19 protein-coding genes are annotated in these 17,346 nt (G+C 52.1%); 8 read left to right on the forward strand and 11 right to left on the reverse strand.

What is annotated here, in order from left to right:
- Nucleotides 1-34 precede the first annotated feature (34 nt).
- The 3 genes from KB235_RS13635 to KB235_RS13645 all read right to left on the reverse strand — a co-directional run bounded on the left by KB235_RS13635 (nucleotide 35) and on the right by KB235_RS13645 (nucleotide 2,929).
- Nucleotides 35-286 carry a hypothetical protein gene (locus tag KB235_RS13635; RefSeq protein WP_034803864.1) on the reverse strand — a complete coding sequence of 84 codons (252 nt, stop codon included), beginning with the start codon at nucleotides 284-286 and terminating at the stop codon, nucleotides 35-37.
- A gap of 101 nt (nucleotides 287-387) precedes the next feature.
- Entirely contained in the window at nucleotides 388-1,914 is a 1,527-nt protein-coding gene (cshA, locus tag KB235_RS13640) for a degradosome RNA helicase CshA (protein WP_152545845.1), read from the reverse strand.
- Between the two features lie 163 nt (nucleotides 1,915-2,077).
- Nucleotides 2,078-2,929 carry a CvfB family protein gene (locus KB235_RS13645; RefSeq protein WP_034803867.1) on the reverse strand — a complete coding sequence of 284 codons (852 nt, stop codon included), beginning with the start codon at nucleotides 2,927-2,929 and terminating at the stop codon, nucleotides 2,078-2,080.
- A gap of 288 nt (nucleotides 2,930-3,217) precedes the next feature.
- On the opposite strand from KB235_RS13645, the gene KB235_RS13650 reads away from it, so the two are divergent.
- The 5 genes from KB235_RS13650 (at nucleotide 3,218) to KB235_RS13670 (ending at nucleotide 6,753) form a co-directional block, all read left to right on the forward strand.
- Entirely contained in the window at nucleotides 3,218-3,367 is a 150-nt protein-coding gene (locus KB235_RS13650) for a hypothetical protein (RefSeq protein WP_167331252.1), read from the forward strand.
- 126 nt (nucleotides 3,368-3,493) lie between these two features.
- Nucleotides 3,494-3,736: a hypothetical protein gene (locus tag KB235_RS13655; RefSeq protein ID WP_211779910.1), complete on the forward strand. Its 243-nt coding sequence runs from the start codon at nucleotides 3,494-3,496 to the stop codon at nucleotides 3,734-3,736.
- Nucleotides 3,737-3,822: 86 nt separating this feature from the next.
- Entirely contained in the window at nucleotides 3,823-4,083 is a 261-nt protein-coding gene (locus KB235_RS13660) for a hypothetical protein (protein ID WP_211779911.1), read from the forward strand.
- Between the two features lie 82 nt (nucleotides 4,084-4,165).
- Nucleotides 4,166-4,867, forward strand: a complete 702-nt coding sequence (locus KB235_RS13665) for a lysophospholipid acyltransferase family protein (RefSeq protein WP_211779912.1) — start codon at nucleotides 4,166-4,168, stop codon at nucleotides 4,865-4,867.
- Nucleotides 4,864-6,753: an ABC-F family ATP-binding cassette domain-containing protein gene (locus KB235_RS13670; protein WP_211779913.1), complete on the forward strand. Its 1,890-nt coding sequence runs from the start codon at nucleotides 4,864-4,866 to the stop codon at nucleotides 6,751-6,753. Before KB235_RS13665 ends, KB235_RS13670 begins: the two co-directional genes overlap by 4 nt.
- Before the next feature lie 9 nt (nucleotides 6,754-6,762).
- Here KB235_RS13670 and KB235_RS13675 read toward each other — a convergent pair whose 3' ends face one another.
- From KB235_RS13675 to KB235_RS13700, 6 genes are all read right to left on the reverse strand, one after another.
- Entirely contained in the window at nucleotides 6,763-7,305 is a 543-nt protein-coding gene (locus tag KB235_RS13675; protein WP_034803906.1) for a GNAT family N-acetyltransferase, read from the reverse strand.
- 8 nt (nucleotides 7,306-7,313) lie between these two features.
- Nucleotides 7,314-7,946 carry a response regulator gene (locus KB235_RS13680; RefSeq protein ID WP_024371642.1) on the reverse strand — a complete coding sequence of 211 codons (633 nt, stop codon included), beginning with the start codon at nucleotides 7,944-7,946 and terminating at the stop codon, nucleotides 7,314-7,316.
- A complete protein-coding gene (locus tag KB235_RS13685) occupies nucleotides 7,943-8,971 on the reverse strand; it encodes a sensor histidine kinase (RefSeq protein WP_024371643.1) in 1,029 nt (342 codons plus the stop codon). The genes KB235_RS13680 and KB235_RS13685 overlap by 4 nt, the downstream gene beginning before the upstream one ends.
- On the reverse strand, nucleotides 8,968-9,660 hold the full coding sequence (gene liaF / locus KB235_RS13690; RefSeq protein ID WP_211779914.1) for a cell wall-active antibiotics response protein LiaF: 693 nt from the start codon (nucleotides 9,658-9,660) through the stop codon (nucleotides 8,968-8,970). The genes KB235_RS13685 and liaF overlap by 4 nt, the downstream gene beginning before the upstream one ends.
- 84 nt (nucleotides 9,661-9,744) lie before the next feature.
- The gene (locus KB235_RS13695) at nucleotides 9,745-10,389 is read right to left on the reverse strand and encodes a PspA/IM30 family protein (protein ID WP_034803884.1); all 645 of its coding nucleotides are present in this window, start codon (nucleotides 10,387-10,389) and stop codon (nucleotides 9,745-9,747) included.
- A 22-nt stretch (nucleotides 10,390-10,411) separates the two neighbouring features.
- Nucleotides 10,412-10,795 (reverse strand): lmo0954 family membrane protein, encoded by a 384-nt coding sequence (locus KB235_RS13700; protein ID WP_211779915.1) that lies wholly within the window; start codon nucleotides 10,793-10,795, stop codon nucleotides 10,412-10,414.
- 244 nt (nucleotides 10,796-11,039) lie between these two features.
- Here KB235_RS13700 and rsgA point away from each other — a divergent pair, with 244 nt between their 5' ends.
- Nucleotides 11,040-12,014 (forward strand): ribosome small subunit-dependent GTPase A, encoded by a 975-nt coding sequence (gene rsgA, locus KB235_RS13705; RefSeq protein ID WP_211779916.1) that lies wholly within the window; start codon nucleotides 11,040-11,042, stop codon nucleotides 12,012-12,014.
- A 208-nt stretch (nucleotides 12,015-12,222) separates the two neighbouring features.
- On the forward strand, nucleotides 12,223-13,449 hold the full coding sequence (locus tag KB235_RS13710) for an NAD(P)-dependent malic enzyme (protein WP_211779917.1): 1,227 nt from the start codon (nucleotides 12,223-12,225) through the stop codon (nucleotides 13,447-13,449).
- A 39-nt stretch (nucleotides 13,450-13,488) separates the two neighbouring features.
- On the opposite strand, the gene pflA is transcribed toward KB235_RS13710, so the two are convergent.
- Together pflA and pflB are read right to left on the reverse strand one after the other, a co-directional pair.
- Entirely contained in the window at nucleotides 13,489-14,205 is a 717-nt protein-coding gene (gene pflA, locus KB235_RS13715) for a pyruvate formate-lyase-activating protein (protein WP_211779918.1), read from the reverse strand.
- Between the two features lie 56 nt (nucleotides 14,206-14,261).
- Complete coding sequence (pflB, locus tag KB235_RS13720; RefSeq protein ID WP_034803894.1) at nucleotides 14,262-16,508, reverse strand: formate C-acetyltransferase; 2,247 nt, start codon at nucleotides 16,506-16,508, stop codon at nucleotides 14,262-14,264.
- Between the two features lie 361 nt (nucleotides 16,509-16,869).
- Here pflB and KB235_RS13725 point away from each other — a divergent pair, with 361 nt between their 5' ends.
- Nucleotides 16,870-17,292 (forward strand): hypothetical protein, encoded by a 423-nt coding sequence (locus tag KB235_RS13725; protein WP_034803896.1) that lies wholly within the window; start codon nucleotides 16,870-16,872, stop codon nucleotides 17,290-17,292.
- The last annotated feature ends 54 nt before the right edge of the window (nucleotides 17,293-17,346 follow it).

Consider the following 17,346-nt stretch of genomic DNA (forward strand, 5'->3'; position numbering starts at 1 on the left):
TTCATTTAATCAAAAATAAGAAAGCGAGCCGGTTTCAGCTCGCTCGTGTATGCACATACATATAGGCACCGAAACAAGCAATGAAATACACGATACTCATTACCCCATAGCCGATTCCCATTTTCCCACCGACACCGATGGCCATGACGAGCCAAATCATCGCGCCAAATAGTAACGTCGCTACGGGGATATAGCGAAAATTCGGCCGGTCCGTCTTTGATACGATTGGCTTTAACGCCAATACACATACCAACAGTATGACGAAACCGAAACTAAGTTCTACCATCCGTTGACACCTCATCCTTCCATCTCTACTCGTTTAGTGTAGCATGACCGCAATAAAAAAACCGCAAATCCACTTAAGGAAATGCGGTTTTGATTTATCGATTAGTCACGTGGACGGCGTGGGCCACGGTCGTCTGAACGACGGCGATCGTCCGAACGACGACGGTCGTCTCCACCACTACGTTTGCCACGGTATCCACCGCCGCCACCGCTACGGCCGCCACGGTCTCCGCCGCCACGACGTTCGCCGCCGCCACTACGGTTTCCACGGTATCCACCGCGGTCGTTGCGTCCACCTTGACGCTTCACGCGAATTGGGTCTGCGTATGAGATTTCAACTGGTGTTGAATCCGGCTCTTTCGTCAATCCACGAAGGGCTGCCGCAAGAATTTCAACTGCTTCATACTCTTCAAGAAGCTCTGTCGCAAGTTGCGTGTAAGCTTTGAAATCGCCCGCTTGAACGCGTTCGATCAACTCTTCAGCTGCTTGCTTTTGGTTGCCTTCAAGTACTTCCGCGATTGTCGGTACGTGACGACGGTTCATCTTCTTGTTCGTCACACGCTCGATTGCTTTCACTTGGCCGAACTCACGTGGCGTGATGAACGTAAGAGCAGTACCTGTTTTACCAGCACGGCCTGTACGTCCGATCCGGTGCACGTAGCTTTCCGGGTCTTGTGGCACATCGAAGTTGTACACGTGTGTGACACCTGAGATGTCGAGACCACGTGCTGCAACGTCTGTTGCGACTAAGATGTCAATCGTGCCGTTTTTGAAACGACGAATGACTTGGTCGCGTTTTGATTGCGTCAAGTCACCGTGAAGACCATCAGCCGTGTAACCACGCTTGATAAGGGCTTCTGTCACTTCGTCAACGCGTTTCTTCGTACGAGCGAAGATGATGCTGAGTTCTGGTGAGTCGATGTCAATCAAACGGCAAAGCGTATCGAATTTCTGGCCTTCGCGCAATTCGAGGAATTGTTGGTTGATGTTCTCAACTGTCATTTCCTTCGCTTTTACTTTGATGATTGTCGGCGACTTCATGAAGCGTTCAGCAATCTTCTTGATCTGTGGTGGCATCGTCGCTGAGAAGAGAAGCGTCTGACGCTCAGCTGGAAGACCAGCCAAAATCGTCTCGATATCTTCTACGAAGCCCATGTTGAGCATTTCATCCGCCTCGTCCAAGATGACCGTTTGGATCTCGTCGAGTTTGATCGTCTTGCGTTTCATGTGGTCCATGAGACGTCCTGGTGTCGCAACGACGATTTGTGGGTTCTTTTTCAAGCCGCGGATTTGACGGTCGATTTGTTGACCACCGTAAACAGGGAGTGCGTATACACGTTTCGCTTCCCCGATTTTGTTTAATTCTTCTGCAACTTGAATCGCAAGTTCACGTGTCGGTGCAAGAACGAGTGCTTGGACTTGACGCGCCTTTGAATCGATTCGCTCAATTGTCGGAATACCGAAAGCTGCTGTTTTCCCTGTACCTGTTTGTGCTTGTCCTAATACGTCCACTCCAGTGAGTGCGACAGGAATTGTTTCAGCTTGGATCGGTGTCGCTTCTTCGAAGCCCATTTTGAGTACACCTTTTACTAATGCTTCACTTAACTGTAAATCTTGAAATTTTGTCAAATTATATTCTCCTTTGTTCATACAAAAAACGTCTGAGAGTTCGTTCAACAGACGTTCTTTCAATGTTTCCTCTTAGTCAACTTTACTAACTATAACGTATTCGTTTCTAAAATGAAAGAAATACATTCTAAAACTTTTCACGACCGCGTCAACATGAGTAATCTTATTTCAATTTGTAGCCGTTGTCGAGCTTTTCAACTCGCTTTTCTTTTAACAGTTTGCCGAGCGCGCGTTTGAACGCTGCTTTGCTCATCCCGAACTCACGGTCGATGATGTCAGGTGCCGTCTTATCGCCATAAGGCATTTGGCCACCTCGTTCTTCAATATAAGAGAGAACGTTTCCTGCATCCCCTTCAATCGCTTCATACGCACGCGGCTTCATCGAGACGAGCACCGTACCGTCTTGTTTCACTTTCGTCACGCGGACCGTCAACTGCTCACCGAGGCGTGGCCAACGTGTCATTTCTGCTTCATGTAAGAAACCGAGCGACTCGTTCTCGACCCAAACGTTGACCCCGACGTCTCGCTTGTTCAACACGATTGCCGATACGTCCTGATTGCCCCACTCTTCTTTTGCGGGACGGGCCAATAAATTCAAGTAAGCGTAAGGAGCCGGGTCGCCCAAGAGGCGCCCTTTTTGGTCGTACTTGAGACGGACACATAGCTTGTCGCCTTCTTTTGGCCAGTACGACCGATTTTCCGGAAGGTCGTCTTGTGAGACGAGCACGTCTTTTTGAATCCCGATATTGACGAACACACCCGTATTGTAACGGACGCCCGTCACTTCGAACCATTCATACTCGTCAAACGTCACGTTCGGGATCGTCATCGTTGAAGCGAGACGCCCTTCTGAATCGTGATAGAGGAAGACACGTACGGTCTGTCCGACCGTGACTTCTTCTGTTTGCTCTTTTCGATGAAGTAGTACCTCTTCGCGACCGTTTCCGATGAACACACCGAAATCAGCGGAACGTTCTGCGACCAAGTCCACGACTTCTCCTGCGCGTAATGCCATAACATCCACATCCTTTTTTCTTCTATTACTGTCAGTATACCTACCTACACACGTTCCTAATCATATCACGTTCGTTTTTCTTACCTCAACCGAATGTGACCAAATTGTGAACACAAACCCTCATATGAAAAGAAAAAAAGACCGGCTTATGCCGATAATGTTCAAATGATTGTGACAATTTTGTGAACGGCATATTTCCATCTAGTATCCACATTTTGAAAACGTTATTATTAAGAGGAGTGTTGTTTAACAATTAGGTTTCAGCCATGGCCGAACGGGGGATATAAAATGTTTGATGTTCAATCTCGCTCATTTGCGAAACGCTTTATGAAGGGGCTATTGATTACGTTCTTCGCCCTTCTCGCTTCACTTAGCTTCATTTTCTCAAACGGTGTCGACACGAACGTGTCTTCATCGGTCACAATGGTTCAAGAGTGAAACGCCTCTCTATTCGGGAAGGCGTTTTTTTCTTTTGTTCGACAGAAAAAGGAATTTATCTGGCGATTGTCGAACGAATTTAACGTTCGGCACTTTTTGAATCTTGTCGGAAAGGAAGAGTCACTCATGCTATTTTACTTTCTCGCCACGATTGTTTCGGTCGTCGGTTTATCCGTCTCGTTCCAAACCGGTTTTTTCAAGGACCCGATCGGCACGTTCTTATTCGCAGCGCTGCTCGCGATGGGGTTATCCTCGTTCAAGCAGTTGATTGCGCAAACGAACAACCTGCTCAAAGAACGGCGTGACCAAAAGCGAATCAATCGAATCGTCGCCCGGATGCACTCTAGCTCGCGCAAACGCTCTACATAACACTCGTCTTCGACGGTCAGTTTTGTTATTCTAATGAAGATAGTAGATCGCATAACGGATTTGAACCGTAGGAGGCACACACACGTATGAATGAAATCCCCTTATCGAACGAATGGATCTTACGCTATTCACCGGTCATGGAGCTATGGCTGAAAGAAGACGGAATCTTGCTCGTCGACGATGACAACCGGATTCGGCTCACGCTTGAAATCGGGAACGATCAAGCGATGCAAATCAAAAGCATCGAGCAAGACGGTGCTTACTTCGTCGTCGACCCGGTGAATAAACGAATTACGTTCGAACTCGAGGAAGAAGAAGAGGAAAGCGATTCTCGCTTCTGGGAATAAGGTTTCATGCCGTAGAGTCGGATTCTCCATTCGAGAAGAAGACTCTTTCTTATTGCGCGCTACGTGGAAAGGAGACAACTGTATGATTCGCACCGCTATTTGGTTTTTCTCATTTTTTGCCGTACTTCCAGTGACATTGCCGTTTTTAAAGAAGGCAAGCACGCTCGAGGTACCGGCCCGCTATCGCTACGTGCAAGACATCGCTTATAAATGGGCCACCTTTTTATTAAAGGTTGCCGGGGCGAACGTTCGTGTGAAGGGACTCGAAAACATCCCGAACGAACCGGTCGTCTACGTCGCGAACCACCAAGGAAACTTCGACGTCCCGATTATGATCACGGCGACGAAACACCCGAAAGCGTTCATTTCAAAAATCGAAGTTCAAAAATTCCCAATTATCCCGCGTTGGATGGAGCTGATGGGTTGTATCTTTATCGACCGGAGTGACCGCCGGCAATCCATCAAGGCGATTCGCTCTGGCGTCGAGACGATTAAGTCCGGACAGTCCATCATCATCTTCCCAGAAGGCACACGCTCGAAAGGCGGACCGATGAAAGAATTCAAAGCCGGCAGTCTGACACTTGCCACTTCGAGCGGTGCCAAAATCGTCCCGGTCGCGATTCAAGGTAGCCACCATCTACTCGAGACGAAAAACCGTATCACGCCCGGCACGGTTGACGTGACGTTCCTTCCGGCCATCGATCCGGCCGATATCCCGAATAAGGAAGTCGCCGCCACGGTCGAAGCCGCGATTCGTCAAATCGTAGAAGGAGATGTGTCATGAGTTTACTCACCATCGAAGGGATCCATAAAGAGTTTGCCGATAAAGTCCTATTCGACGACGTAACGATGACGATTCACCCAGGGAATCGGATTGGCATCATCGGCGTCAACGGCTCTGGAAAATCCACCTTTATGAAAATCATTGCCGGGGTGGAGACGGCCGACCGCGGCACGATGCAACACCCGAACGACTACCGAATCCGTTATTTGACACAGACGGTCGAATTCGCACCTGACCAAACCATTTTAGATGCGCTGTTCACGAGCGAGACTCCGTCCGTCCTGGCGTTAAAAGCATATGAACAGGCGCGGCAACAACTCGAAGCCGATCCGGCGAGCGAGCAGCGGCTCGAGCGGTTCATGAAAGCCCAACAAGCTGTCGATGCCGCTGACGCGTGGGAAACCGAGGCGAAATTAAAATCGATTTTAAACCGGCTCGGACTTCCGGACGTGACGGCTGACGTCAGTTCTCTGTCGGGTGGTCAACAAAAGCGGGTCGCCCTCGCTGCGGCGCTGCTCGACGAAGCGGACTTGCTCTTACTCGACGAGCCGACGAACGAACTCGACGCCGATACGATCGCTTGGCTCGAGACGGTGCTCGCGGACTATCGTGGTGCCATCCTACTCATCACGCACGACCGCTACTTCTTAAATCGTGTCACGAACCACATTTTGGAGATTGCGGACGGGACGAGCTATTTCTATGACGGGAACTATGAGCTGTTTCTCGAGAAACGGGCCGAACGAAAAGCGCGGACGCAATCGATGGAACAAAAACGTCAGAACATCCTGCGACGTGAACTCGCTTGGCTCCGACGTGGCGCCAAAGCACGGACGACGAAACAAAAGGCCCGGATTCAACGCGTCGAAGACTTGAAGCATCAGGAGTCGCTCGCCGAAGACGAGGTACTCGAGGTATCCGTCGGATCGCGCCGTCTCGGGAAAAAGGTGATTGAAGTCGAACACCTGTCGTTCCAATATGACGACACGCCCATCATCCGTGAGTTCAACTGGTTGTTCGGTCGCCGTGAACGGTACGGCATCGTCGGCCCGAACGGAAGTGGTAAGACGACGCTCATGAACCTCCTCGCCAAGCGGCTCGAGCCGACGTCCGGCACGGTCGTGCATGGCGAGACGGTCCATCTCGGCTATTACGGGCAACAAGTCGAATTCGAGGACTTGTCACGCCGTGTCATCGATGAAATCGAACGCATCGCGCAAGTGATTCACACCCCGGACGGTGAATCGATTACGGCGAGCCAAATGCTCGAGCGGTTCTTATTCACGCCGGATGCGCAATATAAACCGATCGCGAAGCTGTCCGGTGGCGAGAAACGACGTCTCGTCCTTCTCCGCATTTTGATGGACGAGCCGAACGTCTTGTTCTTGGACGAACCGACGAACGACCTCGATACCGAGACGTTATCCGTTCTCGAGGACTATTTGGAATCTTTCCCCGGAACCGTCATCGCCGTCAGCCACGACCGCTATTTCTTAGATCGAATCGCCGGCCAACTGATCGCGTTCGAAGACGGCTCAATCAACGTCTATCATGCCGAATATAGCGACTATTTAGCCTCGCTCGTCGAGACGAAGGTGCAGGCGAAAAAGGAACCGAAAGAGAAGAAAGAACGCGTCAAGACGGACGTCGTCAAATTCACGTTCAAAGAACAGAAGGAATGGGAAACGATTGAGGACGACATCGCCTCACTCGAGTCTGCCATCGAGACAGCTGAGGCACGCTTGGCCGATGCCGGGAGCGACATCGGAAAAGTGAATGAGATTTATGCCGAAATCTCGACGTTGAAAGAAGCGCTCGATTCGAAGATGGAACGATGGGAATACCTATCAGAAATTGACGAACAAATAGAGGCCCAGAAACGCTAAAAGGCAGGATCATTCGTGATCCTGCCTTTCGTGTATGTAGCTATACATATAAACGTCATGTGCCCTGCCATCTTGGCGCATGTAGTGTCGGAGCGTGCCTTCGCGTATGAACCCGTTCCGCTCAAGCATGTGTTGTGAGGCGACGTTCTCTGTATAGACGACTGCCCCGATTCGATCAAACGCTGCCACGCGGCTTGAATAGTCGAGCGTCGTTTGCAACGCCTCGGACGCATAGCCGTTACGCCAATAGTCCGGGTGAATCTCATATCCGACCTCGGCGCGGCGGTGGCGTGGAACGAGATTATGAAAGCCGATGGTCCCAATCAACGTCAAGTCGTCTTTGCGAACGATTCCCCAACGGATGACCGTCCCCGCCCGCATCCCCTCGACCATGTTCGTCACCATTTGAACCGTCTCATCCACTGTGGCGTGCGGCTCCATGCCGTAATGCTTCAATACGGTCGCGTTCGAAAAGATTGGGAACAGCCGACCTGCATCGACCACCTCGAGCGGCCGCAACGTCAGCCGTTCCGTTTCTAACGTCGGAATCACGACACCGCTCATTTGCTCACCAAGTTGTGCTGGAACGCATAGACGACGGCTTGGGTCCGGTCATATACGTCGAGCTTCGTCAAAATGTTCGACACGTGTGTCTTCACCGTCTTGAGCGAAATGTACAATTCATCGGCGATGACTTGATTTGCTTTCCCTTCAGCCATCAGTTGTAAAATCTCACGTTCCCGTGCCGTCAGACTCTCATGAAGCGTCGTTTCTGGATGACGGAGACGCTCGAGCATCTTACCGGTCACTTGCGCGGCCATGACGGGATTCCCCGCCGCTGTCTGGCGAATCGCGTCGGCAATCTCGTTGGCGTTCGCCGTCTTCAAGACGTAACTCATCGCCCCCGCCTCGATGACCGGGTACACTTTTTCATCGTCTAAGAAACTCGTGACGACTAAAATCTTCGCTTCTTTCCAACTCGCTTTGATGCGTTTCGTCGACTCGACCCCGTCGACCGGCTCCATGACGAGGTCCATCAAGACGACATCCGGTTTCTCCGCGATCGCGAGCTCCGCGCCCGTCGCCCCGTCGGAGGCCTCGCCGACGACTTCGATGTCCGGTTGCGTCGACAAGAAAGCCGACACCCCGGCCCGGACCATCTCGTGGTCATCAATTAATACGACTCGAATCATTCCAATCCCTCCACTTGTTGTTTCACGCGCACTTCAATTTGAGTACCGGCACCAGGCACACTGACGAGACGTAACGTCCCACCGACCTCGGCCGTTCTCTCTCTTATCGATTGTAAGCCATATGAGGCGACTTGTGTATCATCGACATTAAACCCGATGCCGTCATCATTGATTTTCAAGATGACCGTCTGTTGGACGGTCCGCATCTCAATCTCGAGCCGCTTCGCCTTGGCGTGACGGAGGGTGTTGCTAATCGCTTCTTGGACGATGCGAAACAGTTCGTTCTCCGTGTGACGGGACAAATGAACTTCTTCGAGCCGCCAGACGAGTTCCGTCGATTGTTTACGAGACAACTCTTCTAACAACCGTTCAATCCCGGTCTTCAGCGTCATCCCTTCGAGCTCGACCGGACGCAGTTGCAAAAGAAGCGAACGCATCTCGGCTTGGGCGGTTTGGGCCATGACCTCGACTTGTGCAATCTGTTTGGCGGCGACGTCCGGTTTGACGTCAATCGTCTGCTTCGCTGCAGTCGTCATCATCGAGATGGCGTACAACTGTTGACTGACCGAATCGTGCAACTCGCGGGCGACACGGCGACGCTCTTCGACGACCGCTTCACTCCGCGCCTCCTCGACGCTGACAGGACGATCCCCGACGCGTTTGGCGACTTCGACCATTTCGGTCCGTTGTTTGCTGATGCGGACGATTCGTTCTAACGTGTCACGATATGGGGACAGCGGACGAAACGTAATTTCTTTTTGGTTCTCTAGTTTCCATAAAGCGTTCGCGACTTCCCGAAAATCGCGGCGTAAGTAAAAGTAGGACCCGACCCCGAACACACTGCCAATCAAAACGGCGATGACGAGGATGGACACACCGAAAGGCAACCCTTCTTCACGCGTGAACAAATCTCGGAGTGAAGTCGAGTCACCTATTAAAAAGGCTAATGTGACGAACAGCGCCGTCAACAAGCTACTAAATAGTTGATGCCAGACGACCGTCCTTGGGTAAGAATCTTTTTTCATACCGTCATCACCTCGACACTTCCGCTCATGAGCACGATATGAATCCGGACTTTGCGCGTCGCCGTCGGATAGTCGTCCGACGCCGTATAGAAACGGCGATTGAACACCGGCGAATAGTTCGATTCATCGACTTGAATCTTACCAAATCCAATCGAGGCATCAATCGAATAATCGTACCCTGCCGGAATCAAGATCCGGACGTCACCAGCGAGTCCGTTCAACAGTAAGAACGTCTCTCCTTCCGGGATGATGGCGCGAGACAAGTCCATTTCGACGTCACGCAGCAAGAAGAACTCGTTCGTGTCTTTCAACACGTAATGTCCCGACTCTTTTGTGCCGAACGAAAACGCCTGTTCTTGCCGGAGGTGTGTGCGGAATCGATTCGATTCGATTGGACGATTTTTATAAAGACGATATCCGAACATGAGTAAGAGTCCTGACAAGACAAATCCGAAAGCGGCCGATGAGAAGATGAGTCCGACGAGCATGATGCCACCGATGCCATAAAAGACATAGCTGACCGGCTGGTTGCCTTTCCGGCTAAAGCGACGTCCGATGTAAAGCAAAAGTAACGGTAAAATCATGCTGAACAAGACGCTATTGCCGCCTGTGACGATGTCGATGAATAGACCGATGGCAAATAAGATAATCATAAATCCGATAATTTGGCGTGTGTTCCAACGTTCCACCCGGCTTCCTCCTCTCCCGATATGTAATATGAAGCAAAGAAGCGATGGCCCGAATCCATCTCGGACCATCGCTGAACCGTCGCGTCAGTCTTGTTTGAAACGACGCTCAAGTTCTTTCAGTTTTGCTTCAAAGTCATCTTCGTCTGCCGAATCGATTGATTCTTCTGGAGTTGACTCTTTCTTCTCTTCCTCTTCTGTGAACGGATGCGATTTCGACGTGTCTGCCCCGAAAATTTGGTCGAGTGCCCCTTTCAACAAGTCCATGTTTTGACGCATCGCGAACTCGTAACGTTTGTTTTGCATCTCATCGAGTTTCAAACGCATCTCGAGGGCACGACGCTCGAGGGCATCGAGTTCACGCGTTCCTTCATCGATCAACCCTTCGAAGTAGCGGTATTGTTCCCCGTAATGCTTCGACTCGAGGGCGGCCCGTTCGGCAAGCTTCTCTTCACCCGCTTTTTTCGCCAATTCCGTCTGCTCGTATCGCTTATCGGCCATCTGTTTGGCGTCATCACGTTTTGTCGCCAATTCATCAAGCAACGTTTTTTGACGCTCGACGAGGCGTTCGACCGACAACGCTTCTTTTTCAGCGCCACGGATGTGACGGTTCAACTCGGCTTCACCGCTCGAGCGCGGCGCCTCTTTATCTTGATACTTCTTCATTTCTTTCGATAACTCTTTCGTCAACTCATTAGCTAAATCACGAAACTGGTCAAATGGTGTCTTCATCATCGTATCCTCCTTGTGAATCTTAGCGACGGTTTACAAACTTCTGCCAGACTTGGTCAAACGATTGAAAGCTACTTCCGCTCGCACGCGACCCGTCCGCGTTAAAAATCTCGACATCCCGCTTTTGGTTGGCATACATCATATACCCTTTAAACAGGACCCATGCTACCAAAATTCCGATTAACGCCCAAATATTCGACAATACCGCGAGTATCCCGACTACGGCGAGTGCGCCGTAACCGATTTTCGCGCCGACATGTGTCACAGCCATGAATCTGACTCCAGCCCACAGTGCTAAGAGCGCCCCCAAACCAAATAAGATCATATTTGGTAAAAAGCCGATTAGAACGAGAACTAAAGAGATCGCGGCCACGATGAACAGCACTTGCTTCACCTGGCGATTCATCTGTCATCCCTCCTCGTTAAGTACACTCTTATCATAATACGTTATTTTTCGGGATGCGACGAGCGGAAGGCCTGTTTTCCCTCGGTCTGAAGACTGAGATGTTAGCGTTCTCAATCGATGTGGTATACTACTGCTATCGAACAACGAAAGGATGATGTTTTATGAGCACCGTAATCCATGCAGTACCGACCTTGTCAGCCAATCGGAGGGCGACTGTCCTCCACTACTAAAGGGAGGATTCTATTTGAATCAAACAACAAGCACAACGGGACGTGTCACGGCACAGTTCCAACATATGTACACCGTCACGACAGAGAACGAAACCTACACGTGTAGCGTCTCCGGAAAATTTCGGCATGAGGCCGAGAGCGAGCGCCACTATCCCGTCATCGGCGACTATGTCGAGTTCACCGTTCGCGAGCATGGTCAAGGCTTGATTCGACGTCTCCTTGAACGACGCACTGTCCTTTCACGGGCAGCGGCCGGCAACGAGACGCGCGAACAGCTAATCTGCGCGAACGTCGATTTCATTTTAATCACGATGGCGTGCGGCCACGATTTCAACCTGCGCCGCCTCGAGCGTTATTCGCTCGCCGCATGGGAGACCGGCGCCACACCGCTCATCGTCTTGACGAAATCGGACCAAGTCGACAGCGCAGATGCCCTCGTCGACGAGCTCACGTTGACGGTTCCTGGGGTCGACGTCTTTCCTGTCAGTGCAGTCACTGGGGACGGCGTGGAAGCGTTGCGAGCCGCACTGCCGGGCGGAAGCACCATCGTCCTCGTCGGCTCGTCCGGTGTCGGGAAATCGACGCTGACGAACGCGCTCGCCGGGACGACCGTCGCCGAGACACAGGCCGTCCGCGAGAGCGATGAACGCGGCAAGCATACGACGACGCATCGCGAACTGTTCCAGATTGACGATTTGTTCGTCATCGACACGCCCGGGATGCGCGAGTTCGGACTTTGGGACGGGGCCGACCACCTTGACGATACGTTCCGCGATATCGAGACGCTCGCCGAGGCGTGTCGGTTCCGCGACTGTTCGCACGGCAACGAACCGGGCTGCGCCGTCCGAGCCGCCATCACATCCGGAACGCTCGATGCGAAACGGTATCAAAGCTTCGTCAAACTCGAGCGCGAACTCCGCTACGCCGAGAAACGACAAGCGGAAGCAGCTCGCATCGCCGAGAAGAAGAAACGAAAGACGAAAGCATAACGAATCGGGAGACACGGAAATAGCCGTGTCTCCTTCTTTTTACGGCTTCGATTAGTACCATATCCTAACACGAGTCCGATATTTATGAACATACGTTCAGAAATTGTTCCATTGAATGTGCACAAACCCCTCGAAAGAAAGCGGTTACTTCGTTACAATATACACGAATCGCCATAGACAAAATCGTTTTAGCCATAGGGAGAGAGACATGAAAACATTGAATGAACGCGCACTCGAGATGCATGCTTTCCATCACGGAAAATTGGAAACGACACCGAAAGTCGACGTCGACACGAAAGAGGCGCTCAGCCTTGCCTATTCACCGGGTGTAGCCGAGCCGTGCCGACGCATCGCTGACGATAAAGAATTATCTTATGACTATACACTCCGGGCCAATACGGTCGCCGTCGTCTCAGATGGCAGCGCCGTCCTCGGTCTCGGGAATATCGGACCTGAGGCCGCCCTCCCGGTCATGGAAGGGAAGGCCGTCTTGTTCAAAAGCTTCGCCGGGGTCGATGCATTCCCCATCTGCCTAGACACGCATGACGTCGACGAGATCGTTCGGACGGTCGAACTGCTCGCACCGACGTTCGGCGCGGTCAACTTAGAAGACATCAAAGCACCCGAGTGTTTTGAAATCGAGGCTCGGTTGAAACAATCGCTTCCGATTCCCGTCTTCCATGACGACCAACACGGCACGGCCATCGTCGTCTTGGCCGGTCTCGTCAACGCGCTACGCCTTGTTGATAAGACGATGCCGGAACTCCGCGTCGTCATGAACGGGGCCGGTGCAGCCGGCATCGCCATCGCCAAATTATTGAAGCGTTTCGGTGTCGAGGACCTCGTCATCTGCGACACGAAAGGCGCGATTTACGAAGGACGCGTCGAAGGGATGAACCCGTTCAAAGACCAAATCGCCAACGCGACGAACCGGAAGCAACACGAAGGATCGCTCGCCGACGTGCTCGAAGGGGCCGACGTCTTTATCGGCGTCTCGGCGGCCGGGGCTGTCACGGAAGACATGGTCCGTTCGATGGCCGTCGACCCAATCATCTTCGCCCTAGCGAACCCGATTCCAGAGATTATGCCGGAACTCGCGACAAACGCAGGCGCCCGCGTCGTGGCGACCGGCCGTTCGGACTTCGCCAACCAAGTGAACAACGTCCTCGCCTTCCCAGGCATTTTCCGCGGCGCGCTTGACGTTCGCGCGACCGAAATCAATGAGGAAATGAAGGAAGCCGCCGTCCATGCGATTGCCGACCTAGTGACCGAGGAAGATTTGACGAACGGGGTCGTCATCCCGAGTCCGTTCGATGAACGCGTCGCACCGGCCGTAGCCGTCGCGGTCGCTACCGCGGCCGTCGAGACCGGCGTCGCCAAACGCCCGCTCGATGAGACCGCCATCCGTCTACACGTGAATCAAAAGCATCTATAAGAAAACTGCGCAGACCATGATGACGGTCTGCGCAGTTTTTTAAACGGTTCCTTGTAAGATCCCTTCCGCCCATTCGACTTGTTCCGTCGTCGGGGGTTTAATCCCTTTGAGCGGATAGTCGAGACCGAGCGCCTCCCATTTGTAGACGCCCATCTCATGGTACGGTAAGATTTCGACTTTCTCGACGTGATCGAGTTTTTGAATGAACGCTGCCGTGCGGCGGAGCGCATCTTCATCGAGTGTCCATTCCGGGACGAGGACATGGCGAATCCACATGTTCGTTCCGCGCTCGGATAAGTGCTCTGCGAGCGCGAGCGTGTTGACGTTGCTCCGTCCTGTCAGTTTCTTACACATGTCATCGTCGATATGTTTAATATCAAGCAAGACGAGATCGGTATGGTCCAAAATCGCGTCCAAGTTAGGGGGACGGAGTGCACCTGACGTGTCGAGTGTCGTATGGAGCCCGTGTTTCTTCGCCTCACGCAACAGCGCCTCTAAAAACTCTGGCTGCGCAAGCGGGTCGCCCCCAGAAATCGTGATGCCGCCTTTTGACGCTTCCATGAACGGACGATAGCTGAGCGCTTCTTGAATGACGTCCTCGGCCGAACGGTGATTGTTCTTTTTAAAATCCCACGTGTCAGCGTTATGGCAATAGAGGCAACGCAACGCACAACCTTGTAAAAAGACGATAAAACGAATTCCCGGGCCGTCAACGGTTCCAAACGATTCGACCGAGTGTACATATCCCATTGTCATCGAAATGACCTCCTAACGAATGAGCGGCCCTCGAGTGAAGGCCGCCAAGCCTTTGTTTACAGTGAACCGTGGAACGTCCGGTTGATGACGTCGATCTGTTGCTCGCGTGTCAACTTGATGAAGTTGACCGCGTAACCTGAGACACGGATCGTGAGCTGTGGATATTCTTCCGGATGCTCCATCGCATCGAGCAACGTCTCACGGTTGAAGACGTTGACGTTCAAGTGATGGCCTTTATGTGCCCCGCCCATATAACCGTCAAGGAGTGCCGCCAAGTTGAGTTCACGTGCCACTTCTTCTTTACCGAGCGCTTTCGGGACGATCGAGAACGTGTAGGAGATACCGTCTTGCGCGTGTTCGAACGGGAGTTTCGCGACTGATGAGAGCGACGCGGCTGCCCCTTTCGTATCCCGGCCGTGCATCGGGTTCGCACCTGGTGCGAACGGTTCGCCGGCGCGACGTCCGTCTGGTGTGTTCCCTGTCTTCTTGCCGTAGACGACGTTTGATGTGATCGTCAAGACCGACTGCGTATGGAGCGCATCACGGTACGTTTTATGCTTGCGTACTTTTTCCATGAACGATTCAACGAGTTCGACGGCGATCGCATCGACACGGTCGTCGTTGTTGCCGAATTTAGGGAAGTCGCCTTCTGTCTCGAAGTCGACGGCGATGCCTTGTTCGTTTCGGACCGGTTTCACGGTCGCATATTTGATGGCTGACAGGCTGTCGGCTGTGACCGAGAGGCCGGCGATGCCGCATGCCATCGTCCGTAAAATCTCAGGGTCGTGGAGCGCCATCTCGATACGTTCGTACGCGTATTTGTCGTGCATGAAATGGATGACGTTGAGCGTGTTGACATATAGTTCAGCGAGCCAATCGAGCGTCCGGTCGAAGTCAGCGTACACTTTTTCGTACGTGAGGACGTCTTCCGTGTTCATCTCCCAAGCCGGTGCGATCTGGTCGCCGCTCTTCTCATCGCGTCCCCCGTTCATGCTATAGAGGAGTGCTTTCGCCATGTTGGCGCGAGCGCCGAAGAACTGCATCTGTTTCCCGATTTTCATCGGCGACACACAGCAGGCGATGCCATAATCGTCACCGAACGTCGGAAGCATGAGATCATCGTTTTCATATTGGATGGCCGACGTCTCAATCGACATCTTCGCGCAGTATTGCTTGAACCCTTCTGGCAATCTCGTTGACCAGAGCACCGTCAAGTTCGGCTCAGGAGCCGGGCCGAGGTTTGAGAGCGAATGGAGGAAGCGGAACGAGCTCTTCGTCACGTTCGAGCGACCGTCTTCACTCATGCCACCGATTGACTCGGTCACCCATGTCGGGTCACCGGAGAACAGTTCGTTATAGTCTGGTGTCCGTAAAAACTTGACGATTCGAAGCTTCATAATGAAGTGATCAACGATTTCTTGGACATCCGACTCCGTCAAACGACCAGCTTCGATGTCACGCTCTGCATAGACGTCGAGGAACGTCGAAACGCGTCCGAGTGACATGGCGGCCCCGTTTTGTTCTTTGACGGCTGCGAGATAAGCAAGGTACACCCATTGATACGCCTCTTGTGTATTTTCCGCCGGACGGCCGAGGTCAAACCCGTACGCCGTACCGAGCTGTTTCAATTCTTGGAGCGCCCGGAGCTGTTCCGACATTTCTTCGCGTGTCCGAATATCGGCTTCAGACAAGAAGCCACCACGCTTCGCCAAATCTTTCTTCCGTTCAGCCATCAAGAAGTCGACACCATAAAGAGCGACGCGACGATAGTCTCCGATAATGCGTCCGCGTCCATACGCGTCAGGAAGACCGGTGATGATCCCCGATTTTCGAGCTGCACGCATTTCAGGCGTATACGCATCGAAAACGCCTTGGTTGTGCGTTTTCCGAATGTCCGAATAAATTTTGGTGATCTGCGGATCCGGCTCGAATCCGTACGATTCGAGTGCCGCATCGACCATCCGAATCCCGCCGTTCGGGTGGATTGAGCGTTTGAACGGCTCATCCGTCTGAACGCCGACGACTTTCTCTAACGCTTTGTCTAAGTATCCTGGTCCGTGCGAGATGATGGTCGATGGCGTATGTTGATCAACATCCCAAACCCCGCCACGTTCTCGCTCTTGTTTCGTCAATTCCATCACATGTGCCCAAAGACGATCCGTCGCCTCTGTCGGGCCCGCCAAGAAACGGTCGTCTCCCGTATACTCGTGCCGGTTCAATCGAATAAACTCCCCGACGTTCACTTCCGTCGTCCATTGACCAGGAACAAATCCTGACCACGCTGATTTGATTTCGGTTGCCATGGTTGGTCACTCCTCATAGGTTGAGATAACTGCCTGCTTTCTATAATATGAGTGTACGTGAAAAAGTGAACAAGATGTATTACGAACTTGTGAATGTTGTAACAATCTAATGAACGTTGATACGCCTCGCTGTTTGTAAGCGCTTCACCATCTGTTATACTAGGCCATCACTCAAATTTGAAACAGATGATGCCTATGGTTGCAAGTCTTCGGCGTCATCTGTACTCCTCTTTGCTTTCTGTGACGAAGTATACAGATTTAGGTGTGATGTCCCTCACACTTCAGGGATAGAACTTGAATTTTTGACGCATTTCAGACACAATGAAGGCAGAACATTGTAGAAGAGGAAGGGGTTCTTCCCATGACGTATGAACCATTGACACCTGAGCACGACTTGAAAGTCGGTGATCGAATTTCACTTAAAGTCGATTCAGCCGGAGAATCGCGTGACGGATTCATTACAGAATTTGAAGATGCAGGATTTTGGATTCGCTTCGATGATGACATCGAAAACGAAGATTTCATCGATTATCGAGACAGCTTACTCGTCGCGCTCGTCTCACGACCGATTGATGTCGTCGCGACGCATCCCGAGTTAAAACCGTATGAGCAGTTGGTGACGGAGTTACAGTACCGCGTCTACCAAGGGTTCACGCTCGAAGGCATCGAACGGACAGCCGACGGAATCGATGTGCACATTTCGCTCATCGAAGACGGCCAAACGTATACCCAGACACTGCGCTCGTCATTTGACGGCGACACCGAACATGTTCGTTATATTTGAGACAGGGAGCGCTTATGCTTCCTTTGTTTTTGCCCAACGATAAGGAGAACTGAT

It is taken from the genome of Exiguobacterium alkaliphilum (assembly GCF_018138125.1).
Lineage (GTDB): Bacteria > Bacillota > Bacilli > Exiguobacteriales > Exiguobacteriaceae > Exiguobacterium > Exiguobacterium alkaliphilum.

Bases quoted from the DNA above. Each gene is read 5' to 3' on its own strand.
- KB235_RS13660 (WP_211779911.1), top strand. From the start codon at position 3,823: ATGAATGAAATCCCCTTATCGAACGAATGGATCTTACGCTATTCACCG.
- KB235_RS13700 (WP_211779915.1), bottom strand. From the start codon at position 10,795: ATGAATCGCCAGGTGAAGCAAGTGCTGTTCATCGTGGCCGCGATCTCT.
- KB235_RS13635 (WP_034803864.1), bottom strand. From the start codon at position 286: ATGGTAGAACTTAGTTTCGGTTTCGTCATACTGTTGGTATGTGTATTG.
- KB235_RS13645 (WP_034803867.1), bottom strand. From the start codon at position 2,929: ATGGCATTACGCGCAGGAGAAGTCGTGGACTTGGTCGCAGAACGTTCC.
- KB235_RS13710 (WP_211779917.1), top strand. From the start codon at position 12,223: ATGAAAACATTGAATGAACGCGCACTCGAGATGCATGCTTTCCATCAC.
- pflA (WP_211779918.1), bottom strand. From the start codon at position 14,205: ATGACAATGGGATATGTACACTCGGTCGAATCGTTTGGAACCGTTGAC.
- KB235_RS13695 (WP_034803884.1), bottom strand. From the start codon at position 10,389: ATGAAGACACCATTTGACCAGTTTCGTGATTTAGCTAATGAGTTGACG.
- KB235_RS13655 (WP_211779910.1), top strand. From the start codon at position 3,494: ATGCTATTTTACTTTCTCGCCACGATTGTTTCGGTCGTCGGTTTATCC.
- KB235_RS13725 (WP_034803896.1), top strand. From the start codon at position 16,870: ATGACGTATGAACCATTGACACCTGAGCACGACTTGAAAGTCGGTGAT.
- KB235_RS13685 (WP_024371643.1), bottom strand. From the start codon at position 8,971: ATGAAAAAAGATTCTTACCCAAGGACGGTCGTCTGGCATCAACTATTT.
- pflB (WP_034803894.1), bottom strand. From the start codon at position 16,508: ATGGCAACCGAAATCAAATCAGCGTGGTCAGGATTTGTTCCTGGTCAA.
- KB235_RS13665 (WP_211779912.1), top strand. From the start codon at position 4,166: ATGATTCGCACCGCTATTTGGTTTTTCTCATTTTTTGCCGTACTTCCA.
- KB235_RS13680 (WP_024371642.1), bottom strand. From the start codon at position 7,946: ATGATTCGAGTCGTATTAATTGATGACCACGAGATGGTCCGGGCCGGG.
- KB235_RS13650 (WP_167331252.1), top strand. From the start codon at position 3,218: ATGTTTGATGTTCAATCTCGCTCATTTGCGAAACGCTTTATGAAGGGG.
- KB235_RS13670 (WP_211779913.1), top strand. From the start codon at position 4,864: ATGAGTTTACTCACCATCGAAGGGATCCATAAAGAGTTTGCCGATAAA.